Source organism: Bacteroidales bacterium, from assembly GCA_018334875.1.
Taxonomy (GTDB): domain Bacteria; phylum Bacteroidota; class Bacteroidia; order Bacteroidales; family UBA12077; genus JAGXLC01.
Window position 1 is genome coordinate 1 of record JAGXLC010000012.1, and the last position, 17,411, is coordinate 17,411.

16 protein-coding genes and 1 tRNA gene are annotated in these 17,411 nt (G+C 41.7%); 9 read left to right on the top strand and 8 right to left on the bottom strand.

What is annotated here, in order from left to right:
- The coding region (locus KGY70_02050; GenBank protein ID MBS3773947.1) for a PD40 domain-containing protein at positions 1-592 on the bottom strand (592 nt) is incomplete at its 3' end.
- A gap of 590 nt (positions 593-1,182) precedes the next feature.
- On the opposite strand from KGY70_02050, the gene KGY70_02055 reads away from it, so the two are divergent.
- The 9 genes from KGY70_02055 (at position 1,183) to pdxA (ending at position 10,565) form a co-directional block, all read left to right on the top strand.
- Positions 1,183-1,255, top strand: a tRNA-Met gene (locus KGY70_02055).
- A gap of 272 nt (positions 1,256-1,527) precedes the next feature.
- Positions 1,528-2,403: a M23 family metallopeptidase gene (locus KGY70_02060; protein MBS3773948.1), complete on the top strand. Its 876-nt coding sequence runs from the start codon at positions 1,528-1,530 to the stop codon at positions 2,401-2,403.
- Positions 2,404-2,425: 22 nt separating this feature from the next.
- Positions 2,426-3,598, top strand: coding sequence for a 1-deoxy-D-xylulose-5-phosphate reductoisomerase (locus KGY70_02065; GenBank protein MBS3773949.1), 1,173 nt, complete (start codon positions 2,426-2,428; stop codon positions 3,596-3,598).
- Positions 3,598-4,917, top strand: coding sequence for an RIP metalloprotease RseP (gene rseP / locus KGY70_02070; GenBank protein ID MBS3773950.1), 1,320 nt, complete (start codon positions 3,598-3,600; stop codon positions 4,915-4,917). Before KGY70_02065 ends, rseP begins: the two co-directional genes overlap by 1 nt.
- Before the next feature lie 81 nt (positions 4,918-4,998).
- Entirely contained in the window at positions 4,999-5,214 is a 216-nt protein-coding gene (locus tag KGY70_02075; GenBank protein MBS3773951.1) for a twin-arginine translocase TatA/TatE family subunit, read from the top strand.
- 279 nt (positions 5,215-5,493) lie between these two features.
- Entirely contained in the window at positions 5,494-6,882 is a 1,389-nt protein-coding gene (locus KGY70_02080) for a LysM peptidoglycan-binding domain-containing protein (protein MBS3773952.1), read from the top strand.
- Between the two features lie 45 nt (positions 6,883-6,927).
- On the top strand, positions 6,928-7,932 hold the full coding sequence (locus tag KGY70_02085) for a DUF4837 family protein (GenBank protein ID MBS3773953.1): 1,005 nt from the start codon (positions 6,928-6,930) through the stop codon (positions 7,930-7,932).
- Between the two features lie 109 nt (positions 7,933-8,041).
- The gene (locus KGY70_02090; protein ID MBS3773954.1) at positions 8,042-9,478 is read left to right on the top strand and encodes a leucyl aminopeptidase; all 1,437 of its coding nucleotides are present in this window, start codon (positions 8,042-8,044) and stop codon (positions 9,476-9,478) included.
- Positions 9,479-9,512: 34 nt separating this feature from the next.
- Positions 9,513-10,565 carry a 4-hydroxythreonine-4-phosphate dehydrogenase PdxA gene (gene pdxA / locus KGY70_02095; GenBank protein ID MBS3773955.1) on the top strand — a complete coding sequence of 351 codons (1,053 nt, stop codon included), beginning with the start codon at positions 9,513-9,515 and terminating at the stop codon, positions 10,563-10,565.
- A 93-nt stretch (positions 10,566-10,658) separates the two neighbouring features.
- Here pdxA and queG read toward each other — a convergent pair whose 3' ends face one another.
- The 7 genes from queG to sufB are packed head-to-tail and all read right to left on the bottom strand — an operon-like array spanning position 10,659 to position 17,312.
- Positions 10,659-11,594: a tRNA epoxyqueuosine(34) reductase QueG gene (queG, locus tag KGY70_02100; GenBank protein MBS3773956.1), complete on the bottom strand. Its 936-nt coding sequence runs from the start codon at positions 11,592-11,594 to the stop codon at positions 10,659-10,661.
- A 1-nt stretch (position 11,595) separates the two neighbouring features.
- Positions 11,596-11,919 carry an SUF system Fe-S cluster assembly protein gene (locus tag KGY70_02105; protein ID MBS3773957.1) on the bottom strand — a complete coding sequence of 108 codons (324 nt, stop codon included), beginning with the start codon at positions 11,917-11,919 and terminating at the stop codon, positions 11,596-11,598.
- A gap of 11 nt (positions 11,920-11,930) precedes the next feature.
- On the bottom strand, positions 11,931-12,356 hold the full coding sequence (locus tag KGY70_02110) for a SufE family protein (protein ID MBS3773958.1): 426 nt from the start codon (positions 12,354-12,356) through the stop codon (positions 11,931-11,933).
- Positions 12,357-12,367: 11 nt separating this feature from the next.
- Entirely contained in the window at positions 12,368-13,600 is a 1,233-nt protein-coding gene (locus KGY70_02115) for a cysteine desulfurase (GenBank protein ID MBS3773959.1), read from the bottom strand.
- A 59-nt stretch (positions 13,601-13,659) separates the two neighbouring features.
- Positions 13,660-15,039, bottom strand: a complete 1,380-nt coding sequence (sufD, locus tag KGY70_02120) for a Fe-S cluster assembly protein SufD (GenBank protein ID MBS3773960.1) — start codon at positions 15,037-15,039, stop codon at positions 13,660-13,662.
- Between the two features lie 23 nt (positions 15,040-15,062).
- Positions 15,063-15,818 carry a Fe-S cluster assembly ATPase SufC gene (gene sufC, locus KGY70_02125; GenBank protein ID MBS3773961.1) on the bottom strand — a complete coding sequence of 252 codons (756 nt, stop codon included), beginning with the start codon at positions 15,816-15,818 and terminating at the stop codon, positions 15,063-15,065.
- Positions 15,819-15,863: 45 nt separating this feature from the next.
- Positions 15,864-17,312, bottom strand: a complete 1,449-nt coding sequence (sufB, locus tag KGY70_02130; GenBank protein ID MBS3773962.1) for a Fe-S cluster assembly protein SufB — start codon at positions 17,310-17,312, stop codon at positions 15,864-15,866.
- Positions 17,313-17,411 lie beyond the last annotated feature (99 nt).

The window sequence follows — 17,411 nt, forward strand, 5'->3', positions numbered from 1 at the left end:
CTAAATCAAACAGAAAAATGTCCGGTGCCATTCCGCCGCGGTATCTTTTCCAGGTTCTGTATATCCGTGATTTGTCAGTGTAGGCGATACGGTTGCCGTCATCAGAGAATGAAGCATTCTCCCCATAGGGAACGGATAATTTTTCTGCCGGTCCACCTTCATCGGAGATGAGATAAAACTGGCTGTAACGCTGGCGTCCGCTTTTTCTTGATGAGGCGAACAATACCTGCGATCCGTCGGGGTGCCAGTCCAGCACCCGGTCGGAACCGCCGTGCCAGGTGACACGGGTTGGTATGCCGCCTGTGCTCGGAGTAACATATACATCCATGTTGCCGTCGTAATTGCCGCTAAAGGCAATTTTGGACCCGTCTGGCGAAAATTTGGGCCAGGATTCTTCACCATCCGGTGAGCTAAGCTTATGAGCGGTACCGCCGGTTTTTTCCACCACCCAGATATCGCCCCCGTAGGAGAAGGTGATGTGGCTTTCCGATACATCGGGATAGCGAAAGAGACGCGCATCAATCTGCGCCATGATGTTGACGCTAAAAAGGGCAAACATCAGCAAAGGGAGCGTAGTTTTCAAAAAATTCATGGTTTAAAAGATTTAAATTGTTTGTTTATATCCGATCCGATATTCCTGAGTTCCTGGGCGAGCTGTTAAAAAGGCGAGCCTTACCAAAAACCTTATAAATAAATGACAGGATATTGAATGAGTGAAGATAAGGAAAAATATTTTTATTCTTTCATTTCGTTTTTTAATCCTGACGGGTCCTAAAGATATCGTCAGGTTAGCCTGGCCCAAAAGACTTGCAGATAAACCCGGAAGGTTGCTGCCGAACCTGAGACCTTCGGGCATCTTGCTGAGACGGGACTCAGAAGCGCCTAATCCGGTATAAATTTTATCGTTTTTAAGGCAATATAGCACGTATTTGTCATGAATACCAATTTTCCATTTACTTATCAAATAAAGAAAAGGCTTTTTAAAGATGGAAATTAAGCAAAAATTTTGATATTTGATACAATTGTTTTATATTTGTACTCGTTAATGAGGCAAAACAATCTTAATTAAAAATATATTGCGGGGTGGTCCCGCTGGAAGCGGGACGTTGGGCTCATATCCGGCAGCCGTCGGACACAAGTTGAAGTACTTTGAAAAAGAGAAAAGAGAATTGCAAAATATATTGCGGGGTGGAGCAGTTGGTAGCTCGTTGGGCTCATAACCCAAAGGTCACAAGTTCGAGTCTTGTCCCCGCTACTAAAAACCCGTCAAGTGACGGGTTTTTTTATTGTCCTGCTTGATTGTAACCTTATTCTACCTCAGATTATTCAATGCCTGGTCGATCATGTTGTTCAGGTCGATTAAATGGTAATATACAACTCCCTCATTGATGGCATTCCTGAAGCCTGCTTCCTCAAAGATAGGGGATGGGTTAATAAGTAAAGGTTTCCTTTTTTGTTTATTTCCTCATCATAAATTCATGAAATCTATTATCTTTGTAGGTTTGGTTTTTTAAGTATCTATTTCATATGGCAGAAAAGGAAAACAATAACAATAAGCCTGGCCTGCTTCAGCGGTTAAAAAACAAGTACCGGCTGATCATCTTTAATGATGATACCTTTGAGGAAGTGTGGTTCATGCGATTGAGCCGTCTTAATCTACTTGCCGTAGTTGGAAGCGGTACCATACTGTTGATTGCACTGGTGAGCCTTCTGATTGCTTACACACCCGTCCGGGAATTCATACCCGGTTATCCCGAGGCCAATGTAAGACGTAAAATGGTAGAGAATTATCAGAAGCTGGATTCGCTCGAAAAGGAGCTTTCTCTGAGATCTCAATATATAGACAATATTTCTACGGTAATGAGCGGAGGGGTACCCGAAAACCCAGCCGAAACATACGATACAACTGTCAATGACCGGAATGTAACTTTTCAAACCTCCCGGGATGACTCGTTGCTTCGTGAACAAATTGAACAGAAGGAAAGATATTCCCTGGCGGTGAATTATCAGGAATCTACCGGAAGGGACTTGTCCCAGATCCATTTTTTTACACCTTGCAAAGGCTTGGTAACGAATTCTTTTAATGCAAGGGAAAATCATTTTGGAACTGACATTGTAGCGGGGGAGAATAATGTGGTGAAAGCAGCCCTGGAAGGTACGGTGACCATGGCCAACTGGACCCTTAAGACCGGATATATCATTCAGATACAACATAAAGACAATCTTTTAACCGTTTATAAGCACAATGCAGAATTGTTGAAACAGGTAGGCGATCATGTAGAAGCAGGTGAAGCCATTGCTGTCATCGGAAATTCCGGTGAATTAAGCAGCGGTCCTCATCTGCATTTTGAGCTTTGGAGAAACGGTACCCCCCTCGATCCGGAAAAATACATCGTTTTTTAAGTAAGAAGGATAAGAATATATTATGCGGGAAAAAAAGCGAATTGCCATTTTGGGCTCAACCGGTTCTATAGGTACGCAAGCTTTGGAGGTTATAAATCAATATCCTCAGCATTTTGACGTTAAGGTATTATCTGCCAAATCCAATGCAGAGCTACTCGCAAAACAGGCCCGTCAGTATGTTCCCGCTTCAGTTGTGGTTGGTGACGAAACAAAATATGAACAGCTCAGAAACGATCTGGCCAATAACCATGTGAATATATATTCCGGCGTGAATGCCCTGGCAGAAATTGTAAAATCGAAGGATATCGATTTGGTATTGATTTCACTTGTAGGTTATGCCGGTTTGCTCCCTACCATCAATGCAATCAAAAGTGGAAAGGAAATTGCCCTGGCCAATAAAGAAACACTGGTTGTGGCAGGCGATTTGGTCAGATCCCTTGCCGGAAAGTATCAGGTGCCAATTTACCCCGTTGATTCTGAACATTCAGCCATCTATCAGTGTTTGGTTGGAGAAGAAAACAATAACGTGGAAAAGATTTATCTTACAGCCTCCGGAGGTCCCTTTCGAGATTTTAGCCGGGAGCAGATGAAACATGTTTCCAAGGAAGATGCGTTGAAGCATCCCAACTGGAGTATGGGTGACAAAATCACCATTGACTCTGCATCTCTTATGAATAAAGGATTGGAGGCAATCGAGGCCCACTGGCTATTCGGGCTGGAACCGGAACAGATTGACGTGGTCATTCATCCTCAGTCGATTATACATTCCGTTGTGCAGTTTGAGGATGGTTCCATGAAGGCACAAATGGGGCTTCCGGATATGAAATTGCCGATTCTTTATGCTTTAACTGCACCAGATAGATTAAAATCCGATTTTAAACGTTTTAATTTTGAGGATTTTTCCAGGTTGACTTTTGAAAAGCCTGATTCTGAAAGGTTCCCCAGTCTTTTTCTGGCTTATGAATCAATGAAAGCGGGTGGTAATATGCCCTGCATTTTGAATGCAGCCAATGAAATTGCAGTGGAAGCGTTTTTAGAGAATAAGATCGGGTTTCTTCAGATGTCAACAATAGTTGAACAAACAATGAATAAAATATCTTATATTCGCAACCCCGTTCTTGAAGATTATATACAAACAGATGAGGAAACAAGGGTGCTGGCCCGAAGTTTAATATCAAAAAAAGTGGAAGATTGATGGAAGTATTAGTGAAAGTAGTCCAGTTAATAGTTAGTTTGTCGATTCTGGTAATTGTTCATGAATTTGGACATTTTATCCTGGCTAAATTATTCAATACAAGGGTTGAAAAATTTTATTTGTTTTTTAATCCGGGTTTTTCCCTGTTCAGATTCCGTAAAGGGGAAACCGAATATGGAATGGGATGGCTTCCGCTGGGAGGCTATGTCAAGATTTCCGGAATGATTGATGAATCTATGGATAAGGATCAGATGCAAAAGCCTCCTCAACCTTATGAGTTCAGGTCGAAACCTGCCTGGCAGCGTTTGCTTATTATGCTGGGAGGAGTGATAATGAATTTTCTTCTGGCCGTCCTGATTTATGCCTCGGTGCTTTTTGCATGGGGTGAACAATATCTGCCGGCAGATAACGCAAGATATGGAATAGCGGCTGATTCCCTGGCTGAGCGCATTGGTTTTCAGGATGGAGATAAGATCGTATCTGTGGAAGGCAAATCCGTGACACGTTTTAATGAAATACCCAAAACCATTCTGCTGGAAAAAGCCAATCAGGTGACCGTAGAAAGGAACGGAGAGCCCAGGCAGATTTATATACCTGATTCGTTATATTCCAAAATTGTTAATAATCCAGGATTTATTAGTTTAAGGGTTCCGTCCATTATTGGGGGGTTTAGCGAGGATTCCCCGGCCAGGCAGGCAGGCTTGCAGCCCGGCGACCGCATCGTTAAGGTGAACGGAAATGATGTACAGTTTATGGATCAGCTCAGGAAAGTCCTTTCCGATAAAAAAAACGAAAAGATTTCTGTGACTGTAAAAAGGGAGGGCGAGACCAAAAGCTATTCGCTGAGAACTACCCAGGAAGGCTTAATTGGTTTTTATGCCGGTAGCCTGGAAGAACATTTTCAGCTCGAAAACAAACGTTATGGCTTTATTGCCGCTGTACCCGCCGGTATAGATAAGGGAATTGAAACCATGAGCGAGTACCTCAAACAACTGGGTTTGATATTTACCCCGGATACTGAGCTTTATAAAGAAGTAGGGGGATTCATCACAATAGGAAAGATATTTCCTGGATCGTGGAGTTGGTACGCCTTTTGGAACCTGACTGCCTTCCTGTCGATCATTCTGGGAATTCTCAACATTTTGCCAATTCCTGCGTTGGATGGTGGTCATGTAATGTTTTTGGTATATGAGATTGTCAGCGGACAGAAACCCAGTGAAAAGTTTCTTGAATATGCCCAGATAGCGGGTATGCTGATTTTGTTCTCTATCTTGATTTACGCAAATGGCAATGACATTGTAAAATTGTTTTCTAATTGACAACTTAATTGAGATTGTTTTCAATTTTGTTTAAAAAGTTTTAATTTAGATATCTAATAATACTTAAAAATTTGTAAGCATATGTTTGATTTTGTGATACTTGGAATTACCGGACCGTGGGAAATCATTCTCATCGTATTGGCTTTACTGCTGCTTTTCGGTGGAAGAAAGATTCCCGAGATTATGAAGGGTTTTGGGAAAGGCATCAAAGAGTTCAAGGATGCCACCTCTGCTAATAAGTCAGAAGAAGAGGATAAAGAAAAATTAGAGGAAAAAAGCCGTGAGAGCCACGAATAATCCTTCTGTTACATAAAAGGATTTATAATTGATAAGCTTCCCGGAAGGTTAATGGGATAGTTGCGTTCTTTCTACGATTGACATTGGGGTGTAAATCGGTAATAATGGATAATTCAGAATAATATCCCGTATCTCTTCCCGTTTGATAAATCGGTTGAAAATTCGATCCTTCTGAAATTTACAGGAGATCGTACGAAATTTGGCTTTTGTGGAGTATATTTGTCTGGCTAAAGTGTAGTTTAAGCAGGAATCTACCGGAATAAGGAACTTTTTATAACAATGCCAGAAAAAACCCAAAAGAATTTATTCAGACGCATTAGGAAATTCTTAATTACATTCTCTGTAATCGGTATTTTTTCAAGTACTCTGTTTTCCGTCCCTCCCGCTTCCGATTCCATACCCGTTTTTCCTGATTTGGTTTATGAATACCGGATCACCGAGCTAAACCATCTTACTCCTGTAGAATTGGAGTATAATGAACATGTGAGGCGGTTTATAGATGTTTATACAGTCGAAAGACGAGATCATCTGGCCAGGATTGCAGGAAGGGCAGAGCGATATTTTCCAATGATTGAGCAAAAACTGGATAAATATGATCTGCCCCTTGAACTGAAATATTTGGCTGTTATTGAATCGGCCCTCGATCCGTTTGCTGTATCAGAATCTGGGGCTGTGGGCCTGTGGCAGTTTAAGCTTAATACCGGGAGGATGTTTGATCTTGAGGTGAATTCCTATATTGACGAAAGAAGAGATCCTTATAAGTCCACAGAAGCTGCCTGTAAATATCTAAGGTATCTTTACAGGATTTATGGTAACTGGCAGCTTGCCCTGGGTGCTTATAACGGGGGTCCCGGGGTGATAAGAAAAGCAATTGCCCGTTCGGATAAGGAAAAGTCTTTCTGGAAGCTTTATCCTCATTTACCGGATCAGACAAAAAGTTATGTCCCTGCTTTTATTGCTGTCAATTATGCCATGAATCATCTGGAGAAACATAAGATAACTCCTGAGAAGGAGAATCATCAATATATCAATACCGATACGGTAAAGTTGAGTTATGCCGTTTCCTTTCAGGATATTGCGGATAAAACAGGGGTATCCGTATCTACGCTTAAAGAGTTAAATCCGGTGTACAGAAGGGATTTTATTCCCAATATGAATGGTGAAACTGTGCTTACTCTCCCGGAAGATAAGGTTTTAACATTCCTGAGAAGCGAAGAATCTCTTTCCGATAAAAGGGAGGGGAAATTCCCTGAAGAAAAAAATAAAACAACTGACAGTAAAGAAAGCAAGAAAAGAATCATTCATGTCGTTAAAAAAGGAGAATATTTTCATAAGATTGCGATGAAATACAATTGCACAATAGAAGATATAAGAGAATGGAATAATTTGTCCGGGAACAATCTGACAATGGGTCAGAAGCTTGAAATATGGGTGGATCCTGAATATATTGAACGGATAGAAGATGAAAAGTTGCGATACAGGAAGAAAGCAGAGTCAGATACAAGCAAACGGATAGTGTACTATACAGTTAAGGAAGGAGATACCATTTGGAGTATTGCCAGTAAATTCAATTGTGAATCCATTGCAGAACTTATCCGTGCCAATGATATTCAGGACGAAAACGACATAAGTCCGGGCAAGAAGCTTAAAATTTATCTGGATCATTAATAAAGAAAATTACCTATGATGAATAAATTATTTAGAGGATTTTTGATGATTACACTTATTGGTGTTCTGGCGGGGGGGTGCAAGACTGATAGCGGTGATAGTGGTGATAGCGGAGGAAAAAAGCGGCAGCAGCAGGGGGTGATGCCCAGTGTAACCGGTAAGACAGGTGAACTTGTTGTTGTGATGGATACAAGTAAGTTTAACGGCGAAACCGGTCTGCCCGTTAAACAAAGCCTGAGTGCTGTTTTCAAGGGACTGCCCCAAGCGGAACCCATATTTGATTTGGTTAATATTCCCCACAGGGCCCTGGATAAAGGATTCAGAACACACCGAAATGTGTTGAGGGTGGATGTTGATAAGAAATATACCGAACCCAAATTTGCTGTTAAAAAAAATGTTTTTGCCAGTCCTCAGACCTTTGTGGAAGCTCAGGCTCCTAGCGATTCGGCGCTTAAAAGGCTTTTTGAAAACAGCGGGGATGATGTGGCACAGAGATTTGTTGAAGGAGAATGGAATCGCTATATCAATCTTTATAGAGGCATGCGCAAACAAGGTGTCATGGATCATGTGAAGAATAAGTTCGGAGTCTCAATGGTTATTCCCAAAGGGTATAGCCTGGATAAGGATACCACCCATTTTTCCTGGATTGCCAAAGAAGCCCCGCGATATACCCAGGCTTTTCTGGTTTATAAATTTCCCTATTCCGGCGAAGAGACTTTTACGCCTGGTTATCTGGCTCAAATGCGTAACAGATTTACCAGGAGGTTTGTTCCCGGTCCCTCACCCAATTCTTATATGACCATAGAAACTTCGGTGACACCGCATTTTGAGGAAAAAGTCGTTAACGGTCACACGGTTTACGAATTCAGGAGCTTATGGAAAGTGCAAAACGATTTTATGGGAGGCCCTTTTGTCTCTTATTCTGTATTTGATGAAAGTACGGGTAATGTAGTGACTGTTGACGGATTTGTCTATGCACCCAGGTTCGACAAAAGAAACTATGTGCGGCAGGTAGAAGCAATTCTTCAAACCCTGGAACTTGCCAGGTAGTTTGGGCATCGACATACCTTCATATTACCGGGATCAAATCAGATATACCTTTATCAATTTATGATCCCGGTATTTTATTAATTTTACACCCTTAATCTAAAAGAGTACCATGGAACTTACGTTACAAAAAGTTCGCGAAAGGGAACTGGATATATCGGTAATATATATTGCTGAAAAACAGGCTGATTTTTCAGATTATTCCTTTACTACGACTGAACTGGAATATATTAAGAAGCAAATCAAGGCGAATAAGAAAGCGATTGACATTAATTCCTATTTTAAGTGGTCGTACATTCGTATTATAGAAACTGAAAAACCGGAATATAAGGCTTGGGAGAAAATGCGGAAGCAGGCTTCGGAACTTTATGGCACGTTAAAGAAAAATGAACATGAGGAAATTCTGATTGTTGATGTTTCAGGGAGGAATAAACTGGTGAAAGCTTTTTTGGAAGGATTGCTATTAAGTCATTACCAGTTTCTGAAATATAAGAGCGATGAAGGAGAGAAAAAGAATCTACTGAAGCGGATTCAGGTGTTAAGTGAAGGGATAAGGGAAGAAGTTCTGAATGAACTGAAGATTCTGTGTACCGCAGTATATCAAGCCAGAGACCTGGTTAATGAGCCGCCTTCCCGTTTAAATGCAGTGCAGTTGGGTGAGGAGTTTCAGAGACTTGCCGGGGAGGCCGGATTTACTGCTGATGTATTTAATAAGAAAAAGATTGAAAGTTTACGCCTTTATGGCCTTCTTGCTGTGAACCGGGGTAGCCTGGATCCGCCGACATTTACTGTTATGGAATGGAAACCAGACAATTCCGCAAACGAGAAACCTGTTGTTTTAATAGGTAAGGGTATTGTATACGATACGGGTGGAATCAGTTTGAAACCTACGTCAGGTATGCTGGATATGAAATCGGATATGGCCGGCGGAGCCACAGTGGCAGGGATTATGTATGCTGCGGCCCGGTCGGAATTACCTGTGCATTTGATAGGACTGGTACCAGCTACGGATAATCGGCCTGATGGAAACGCTTATACGCCTGGTGATGTGATAACCATGCACAGTGACAAAACTGTGGAAGTTATCAATACCGATGCAGAGGGACGGATGATCCTGGCCGATGCCCTTAGTTTGGCAAAACAGTATGACCCTGAAATTGTGTTTGATTTTGCCACCCTAACCGGTTCTGCTTCTTTGGCTATAGGGCCTCAGGGAATTGTGGCAATGGGAAATATAGCCCGTTCGATCTTTGATAAGGTGGTTGAAAGTGGTGACAATACCTACGAAAGGATCGTGGAGTTACCCCTTTGGGAAGAATATAACGAGATGATTAAATCTGATATCGCAGATATTAAGAATGCTGGTGGCCGGGAGGCCGGAGCAATTACTGCCGGCAAATTTCTGGAACATTTTACAAATTATCCCTGGATTCATTTTGATATTGCTCCTACAGCCTATCTGGATAAAAATGATGCCTATCGCCCGAAAGGTGGAACTGGAGTTGGGGTTAGGCTCATGTATGATTTTCTGAAAAACCATAAATTATAGACGACAGATTTACGAATCAAAAAATATTTGGAATATGGATCAGGAGAAAATAAAAGTAGGAATTACACATGGCGATATAAATGGCATTGGCTACGAAATCATCCTGAAAACCTTAATGGATAATCGCATCACTGAGTTTTGTGTGCCTGTTGTATATGGTTCGGCGAAGGTTGCCGCATACCACAGAAAAGCTTTGGACATTAAAAATTTTAATTTGAATATTATAAAAGATGCCAGTATGGCAAATCCGAATAAGCCCCACGTGATCAATTGCCTGGATGAAAATATCCGGGTTGAGCTGGGAAAGTCTGTGGTTAGTGCGGGTAAGGCTTCTGTACAGGCCCTGGATAAAGCTGTAGAAGATCTGAAAAAAGGGAAGATCGATGTGTTGGTAACTGCTCCGATCAACAAGGAGAACATTCAGGCGGAGAATTTTAATTTTCCCGGTCACACCGAATATCTGATGGAACATTTTCAGGCTGATGAGGTCCTGATGTTAATGGTCAGTGATGTAATGAAAGTAGGAGTGGTAACGGGCCACCTTTCCTTAAGACAGGTTCCAGAAGTTTTAACACAGGATTTGATTTTAAGAAAGCTCAATATACTTAATAAATCGCTTTTGCAGGATTTTAAAATCCGAAAGCCCAGGATAGCTGTCTTTGGTTTAAATCCGCATGCCAGTGACGGAGGTCTTTTGGGAAAAGAAGAGAACGACATTATTATTCCTGCTATTCAGCGGGCCAAGGAAAGTAATATTATGGCTTTTGGACCCTATCCTGCGGATGGATTTTTTGGTTCGAGAAACCTCAGGAAATTTGATGCCATTCTGGCCATGTATCATGATCAGGGTCTTGGTCCTTTTAAGGCCATCTCCTTCGATGAAGGGGTGAACTATACCGCGGGACTGAATATTGTAAGGACTTCTCCTGCGCATGGTACTGCTTATGAGCTGGCCGGAAAGAATGAGGCATCACCTGCTTCATTCAGAAATGCTTTGTTCCTGGCCCTGGACATTTACAAGAACAGGAAAGAATACGAAGAGTTGTCTTCCAGTCCTTTGGAATCGCAGGATAAATCTGATATCTAAGATTTTTGCATAGAAAGACCTTGTAATAAAAGGCTCAAGACAAGGAAATAAGCAGAAAGCACAGATGGTGCCGCATTTATTTTTTTAAACTTGTTATTGTTCAGAATCTTTCAGGAAGTTGATGTTTTTCATTAACCCTTCGTACTTGATCCGCTTTACTGCAGAATTTTTTAACATTGTTTTGAAATGTTCCCGGGAGAGATTTTCCCATTCGGATCTGGATAAGTAAAGCAGATCCGGATGCGGGTTTAGGTCTTCATGAGTATGGGGTCGGGATTTCCGGTTCCAGGGGCAGACATCCTGGCAAATATCACACCCAAAAATCCAATCTTCATATTGTCCTTTAAACGCCTGAGGTATTTCTTTTTTGTGCTCAATGGTCAGATAGGATAGGCATCGTGAAGCGTCTATTTTGTATGGTTCGGTAAGTGCTCCGGTAGGGCAGGCATCTATGCACCTGCGGCAATTTCCGCAGTAATCCTTTACCGGTTCATCATATTCCAGTTCCAGGTCGATGATGAGTTCTCCGATTAAGATAAATGAACCGTATTTTTGGGATATCAGATTGGTATTCTTACCCAGCCATCCCAAACCTCCTTTTTGTGCCCAGATTTTATCCATAACAGGCGCTGAATCAACAAAAGGTCTGCCATTGACTTCGGCAATTTCCTCCCGGATAAACTTCAGCAGATCTTTCAGCATATGTTTCATCACAAAATGGTAATCTTTGCCATAGGCGTACTTTGCAATCTGGTAAGTATCGGTTCTCTGCTGTTTTTCGGGGAAGTAATTCATAATTACCGAAATTACCGATTTGGCATTATCTATTAATCGCGTAGGATCTGTTCTTTTGTCGAAGTAGTTTTCCATATACTGCATATGGCCATGTCGCCCCTCATTCAGCCATTGCTTTAGCTGCTCGGATTCCTTATCCAGAAATTCTGCCCTGGAAATACCACAATCCAAAAATCCAAGGCTGCGGGCCCTGGATTTAATCAATGCACTGTTTTTTTGTTTTTCATTGGCCATATTAAATCAATCCAAGTTCCAGCTTGGCTTCATCCGACATCATGTCTTTATCCCATGGAGGGTCAAAGACCAGATTGACCTTAGCCTGGTTAACACCATCAATATTTTTGACCTGGTACTCCACTTCCTGGAGTATTTGGTCTGCTATTGGACAATTTGGCGCCGTAAGGGTCATTTCGATTTCTACGTTATTGCTTTCATCTACGTCAATATTATAGATCAGCCCCAGATCGTAGATGTTTACAGGTATTTCCGGATCGTATATGTTTTTTAGCACGTTGATAATTTTACTTTCCAGTGCCGTATAATCTTTTTGATCACTCATAAAGTTCAGATTTATTGGTTTTGCTTGAATTCGTAAGCCATGGCATAGGCTTTTATTTTATTGATCATTGCCAGCAATCCGTTGGAACGCGTGGGTGAAAGATTCTCCCTTAGCCCGATTTCATCTATGAAATAGAGGTCTGCATCTTTGATCTCTTCAGATTTTTTTCCGGAGAGCACCTTAATTAATAAGGCAACCAAGCCTTTGGTGATAATGGCGTCGCTGTCTCCCCTAAAAACCAGCTTGTCTCCATCCATTTCTGCATGAAGCCATACTTTTGACTGACAACCCTCTATCAGGTTTTCTTCTGTTTTTTCCCGTGGATCCATCTCAGGAAGCTCCTTGCTCAGTTCAATCAAATAGTTGTACTTATCCATCCAGTCATCAAACAGAGCAAATTCTTCGACAATTTCTTGTTGTTTTTTGTTTACCGTCATAAAAGGTATCTTTATCCAAACATTTCATTTACTTTTATTAACGCATCATAAAAGTGATCTATTTCATCCTTTGTATTATACATAGCAAAAGAGCATCGTACGGTCCCTTCAATACCAAAATGGTCCATCAGGGGTTCATTACAGTGATGTCCTGTTCGGACGGCAACCCCCATTTTATCCAGCACCATTCCGGTATCGTAATGGTGGATGTTCCCGATGAGAAAGGATATCACGCCAATTTTTCGCTCTGACGTACCATAAATGGTTAATCCGGGGATATCCCTTAGCCGGGAGGTGGCGTACTCAAGCAATGCTTTCTCATGGTCCGCGATTGCATCTACACCTATCTTGTGAAGATATTTTAATGCTTCCGCCATACCAATAGCTCCCACATAATTGGGAGTGCCCGCTTCAAACTTAAAAGGCAGGGAATTGTAAGTGGTGCGCTCAAACGTGACCTTATGGATCATTTCTCCCCCGGTTTGATAAGGGGGAAGATCTTCCAGCCATTTTTCTTTACCATAAAGGACCCCCGTTCCATTGGGTCCATATATTTTATGTCCGGAAAAGACAAAAAAGTCACAGTCCAATTCTTGTACATCCAGGGTTTGATGCTGGACACTTTGAGCTCCGTCTACCAATACGGGGATATCCTTTTGGTGTGCCAGGGCGGTTATTTTTTTAACATCATTGATTGTCCCCAGTGAATTGGATATGTGGTTTATGGAAACAAGTTTGGTGTTCCCGGAGAGCATCTTTTCATATTCTTCCATAATGATTTCGCCGCGGTCATTGATGGGCACTACCTTTAAACGGGCGTTTTTCCTGTCACAAAGAACCTGCCACGGTACAATGTTGGCATGGTGTTCCAGTTCTGCTATGATAATTTCATCGCCCTCTTCCACGTATTTCTCTCCGAATGAATAGGCTATTGCATTGATTGAATGCGTGGTGCCGCCTGTGAAGATGATTTCATTGGTGCTTCGGGCATTGATGAATTCTCGGACTTGCTTCCTTGCATTTTCATACTCCTCGGTGAGTTGTGTGCTAAGATAATGAACACCCCGGTGTATATTGCTGTTCTTCAGAGAGTAAATTTCATTGACCTTGTCTATAACCGGTTTGGGTTTTTGGGTCGTAGCAGCATTATCAAAGTAAATTAGCGGATGGTTGTATATCTGCTGATTAAGGATTGGAAAATCCTTGCGAATGGTTTCTATGTCAAAGCTTTTCACCTGATTCATAACGCATAGTAACAGTTTAAAAAGGATAATGCCTTTTTAATTCATAATAAACCGCCTCATCAGTTCTTGCCAGGTTCACCGCAATGCATTTCACAGTAATTACATCTGGAAAGTTCTCCTCTCAGGCGTTTTTCCACCAATTCATGAATTCTTTCTTTCAGGGGTTCAATATTGATCTCACCGATAATTTCGTGGGCAAATGCGTACATCAGCAGCAATTGGGCCTCTTTGTAGGGTATGCCTCTGCTTCTGAGATAAAACAATGCATCCTCGTTTAGCTGCCCTGAGGTCCCTCCATGACTGCATTTAACGTCATCGGCATAAATTTCAAGCTGAGGTTTGGAATTCATTTTGGCATCATCGGTCAGGAGAATGTTGTTGTTGGCCTGATAGGCCTCAGTCTTCTGAGCATCCCGGCGAACCAAAATTTTCCCGGTGAATGCACCGGTTGCGATATCATCCAGTATCCCTTTAAATAGCTGGTTGCTTCTTGAGTTGGGGTAAGCATGGTCTATATGCACATAATTGTCTATGTGCTGGCTTCTGTCGGCCATATAGAGCCCCAGTGTATGATTCTCACAATTTTCACCGTTGAGTCGCATGTGAAAATTGTTACGAACCAATCCTCCGTGAAGGGTTATGGTATTGGATACCACATTGCTGTCCCTTTCCTGATTCAGGTATATATTGGATATTTGTGTAGAGCCGTTGTGCTCATTTTGCACACGGTTAAACTGCAAATGTGCATTCTGCCCTGCAAAAATCTCACTTACTGAGTTCGTCAGGAAATTTCTTGCTGAAAGGGTATGATCGCATACAATGATTTTGGCTTCACCGCCTTCTTCAATAACGAAGAGGTTTCTGTGTTGAGACAACCCGTTCTCCTCGTCCATTAATAGATTGATAATCTGTACAGGCTTGTCCATCACTGTTCCTTCAGGCACGTAAATAAAAACGCCATCCTGTGCAAAAGCAGTATTCAGGGCTGTCAGGCCTTCATCTTCCGAATCGGCATACTGATTATAGTGTGTTTTTACAAGATCCGGATAATTATTGGCTGCTTCACGGAAGCTGGAGATAATCACCCCATTGGGCAGTTCTTTCCGGGGTGTTTTATTTTCATAGAACCAGCCATTCAGCAACAGCACCACATGGGTATCCAGCTCAGGTACATCACACCTGAAGATATCATCGAGATTGAAATCAATCTTTTTAGGCTGGATATAACTCCTGTAATTTTTTTCAAACGCCGGATTCAGATCAGTATATTTGTACTTTTCAATTTTATTATGGGGAAATCCATTTTTCTGAAAATTTTGAATGGCTTTCTCCCTTTTGTCATTGATATATGTAGGAAGACCGTCTTTCAGATATTCAAGATTTTTATAGAAATAGTCGGTATAACGGTCTTTTAAATCTAATTTGGTATCGGTACCCATAGGTTCTTTTTTAATGCACGTGATTACTTAGTAGCTACTTCTTTTGCAAGCCATTCATAGCCTTTGTCTTCAAGCTCGAGGGCGAGATGCTTGTCACCAGATTTAACAATCCTGCCATCGTACAGAACATGTACTCTGTCCGGGATGATATAATTTAAAAGTCTTTGATAGTGAGTTATCACGATCGTGGCGTTATCATCCGATTTCAAGGTATTTACGCCATGAGCCACTATTCTCAGGGCATCAATATCCAGTCCCGAATCTGTTTCATCAAGTATTGAAAGCTTGGGATTCAACATAGCCATTTGAAAAATTTCATTCCGCTTTTTCTCACCCCCTGAAAAACCTTCATTAACCGAACGATTGGTAAGATTGGAATTGATCTGCACAAGATCCTTTTTTTTCCTCACCATTTTTAAGAAATCCGATGATTTAATGGGTTCCAGACCCTTGTGTTTGCGCTGTTCGTTTATGGCAGTTTTTAAGAAGTTCATCATACTAACTCCCGGTATTTCCACCGGATATTGAAATCCCAGGAAAATCCCTTCTTTTGCGCGCTCTTCGGGATCCATCTCCAGGAGGTTCTTACCTTCGTAAAGGATTTCTCCCTCAGTAATTTCAAAAAGGTCCCTTCCTGCCAAAACCGAAGCGAGCGTACTCTTACCCGAACCATTGGGACCCATGATGGCATGAATCTCTCCTTTATTTACCTTCAGATCGATCCCTTTTAATATTTCATTCCCTTCTATTGCTGTATGTAGATTTTTTATTTCAAGCATTTTTCAGATGATTTTTAGTTTTTGACGATTTGTGTTCATTAAACATTAGCCCACGCTTCCCTCAAGGCTGATCTGTAGCAGCGTTTGAGCTTCTACTGCAAATTCCATGGGCAGTTTGTTGATTACCTCTTTGGCATATCCATTAACTATCAATCCAATTGCATCTTCTTCATTGATGCCTCGCTGATTGCAGTAGAATATCTGATCATCTCCTATCTTAGAAGTGGTTGCTTCATGTTCCACGATGGCGCTTTTGTTGTTGGTTTCGATGTAGGGGAATGTATGTGCCCCACATTTATCTCCCATCAACATGGAATCGCACTGGGAGAAATTCCGGGCATTTTCAGCATTCTTGGTAACTTTAACCAGACCTCTGTAGCTGTTATTGCTGTAACCCGCTGATATACCTTTTGAAATAATGGTACTCCTGGTATTTTTTCCTATATGGATCATCTTGGTGCCGGTATCTGCCTGCTGATGATTGTTGGTGACAGCTACCGAATAGAATTCTCCTACCGCATTGTCACCCATCAATATTACACTGGGATATTTCCAGGTGATGGCCGAACCTGTTTCCACCTGAGTCCAGGAGATTTTGGAGTTATTGCCTTTAGCCATGCCTCTTTTGGTGACAAAGTTGTATATCCCGCCTTTCCCGTTTTTGTCTCCAGGATACCAATTCTGCACTGTGGAGTATTTTACATGGGCATTGTCTTTGGCAACAATCTCAACTATGGCTGCGTGTAGTTGATTGGTGTCGCGTATAGGTGCTGTGCATCCTTCCAGGTAACTTACATAACTATCATCTTCCGCCACGATCAGGGTTCTTTCAAACTGTCCCGTGTTAGCCGCATTGATTCGGAAATAGGTGGAAAGCTCCATGGGAGTCTTTACCCCTTTGGGAATATAGCAGAAAGAACCGTCGCTGAAAACAGCTGAATTAAGGGCTGCGAAATAATTGTCTGTGTAAGGTACAACCGTTCCCATGTATTCCTTCACAAGATCCGGGTGATTTTGCACTGCTTCGCTGAATGAACAGAAGATGATACCTTGTTCAGCCAGTTTTTCTTTGAAGGTTGTTTTTACCGAACTGCTGTCCATTACAGCATCCACCGCCACACCTGCCAGGCGCTTCTGTTCATCAATGGGTATACCCAGCCGGTCAAACGTTTTTTTCAGTTCCGGATCTACATCTTCCATGCTCTTCGGTCCCGCTTTCTGTTTCGGAGCTGAATAATAAACTATATCCTGGTAATTGATCTCAGGAATTCTCAAATGGGCCCAGGAGGGCATTTCCATTTCTTTCCAGTACCGATAAGCTTTAAGCCTGAAATCCAGAAGGAATTGCGGTTCATTTTTCTTGCTTGATATCAGGCGGACGACATCTTCGTTCAATCCTTTCGGTATCGTATCGCTCTCTATGTCTGTCACCCATCCATACTTGTATTCATTCTGGGTATAATGTCTGAGTATATTGTCTTGATCTTTTGCCATAATCTTGCAAAAATATGATTAATTTTTTAAGCACGAAATTAATATAGATTAATTCTAAATTGTTGTGAATTTCTAATTAATAACGAGTAATTTTGTCTA

Excerpts from the sequence above, each read along its gene's own strand:
- KGY70_02060 (MBS3773948.1), top strand. The coding sequence starts at position 1,528 with ATGGCAGAAAAGGAAAACAATAACAATAAGCCTGGCCTGCTTCAGCGG.
- KGY70_02065 (MBS3773949.1), top strand. The coding sequence starts at position 2,426 with ATGCGGGAAAAAAAGCGAATTGCCATTTTGGGCTCAACCGGTTCTATA.
- rseP (MBS3773950.1), top strand. The coding sequence starts at position 3,598 with ATGGAAGTATTAGTGAAAGTAGTCCAGTTAATAGTTAGTTTGTCGATT.
- KGY70_02075 (MBS3773951.1), top strand. The coding sequence starts at position 4,999 with ATGTTTGATTTTGTGATACTTGGAATTACCGGACCGTGGGAAATCATT.
- KGY70_02080 (MBS3773952.1), top strand. The coding sequence starts at position 5,494 with ATGCCAGAAAAAACCCAAAAGAATTTATTCAGACGCATTAGGAAATTC.
- KGY70_02085 (MBS3773953.1), top strand. The coding sequence starts at position 6,928 with ATGATTACACTTATTGGTGTTCTGGCGGGGGGGTGCAAGACTGATAGC.
- KGY70_02090 (MBS3773954.1), top strand. The coding sequence starts at position 8,042 with ATGGAACTTACGTTACAAAAAGTTCGCGAAAGGGAACTGGATATATCG.
- pdxA (MBS3773955.1), top strand. The coding sequence starts at position 9,513 with ATGGATCAGGAGAAAATAAAAGTAGGAATTACACATGGCGATATAAAT.
- queG (MBS3773956.1), bottom strand. The coding sequence starts at position 11,594 with ATGGCCAATGAAAAACAAAAAAACAGTGCATTGATTAAATCCAGGGCC.
- KGY70_02105 (MBS3773957.1), bottom strand. The coding sequence starts at position 11,919 with ATGAGTGATCAAAAAGATTATACGGCACTGGAAAGTAAAATTATCAAC.
- KGY70_02110 (MBS3773958.1), bottom strand. The coding sequence starts at position 12,356 with ATGACGGTAAACAAAAAACAACAAGAAATTGTCGAAGAATTTGCTCTG.
- KGY70_02115 (MBS3773959.1), bottom strand. The coding sequence starts at position 13,600 with ATGAATCAGGTGAAAAGCTTTGACATAGAAACCATTCGCAAGGATTTT.
- sufD (MBS3773960.1), bottom strand. The coding sequence starts at position 15,039 with ATGGGTACCGATACCAAATTAGATTTAAAAGACCGTTATACCGACTAT.
- sufC (MBS3773961.1), bottom strand. The coding sequence starts at position 15,818 with ATGCTTGAAATAAAAAATCTACATACAGCAATAGAAGGGAATGAAATA.
- sufB (MBS3773962.1), bottom strand. The coding sequence starts at position 17,312 with ATGGCAAAAGATCAAGACAATATACTCAGACATTATACCCAGAATGAA.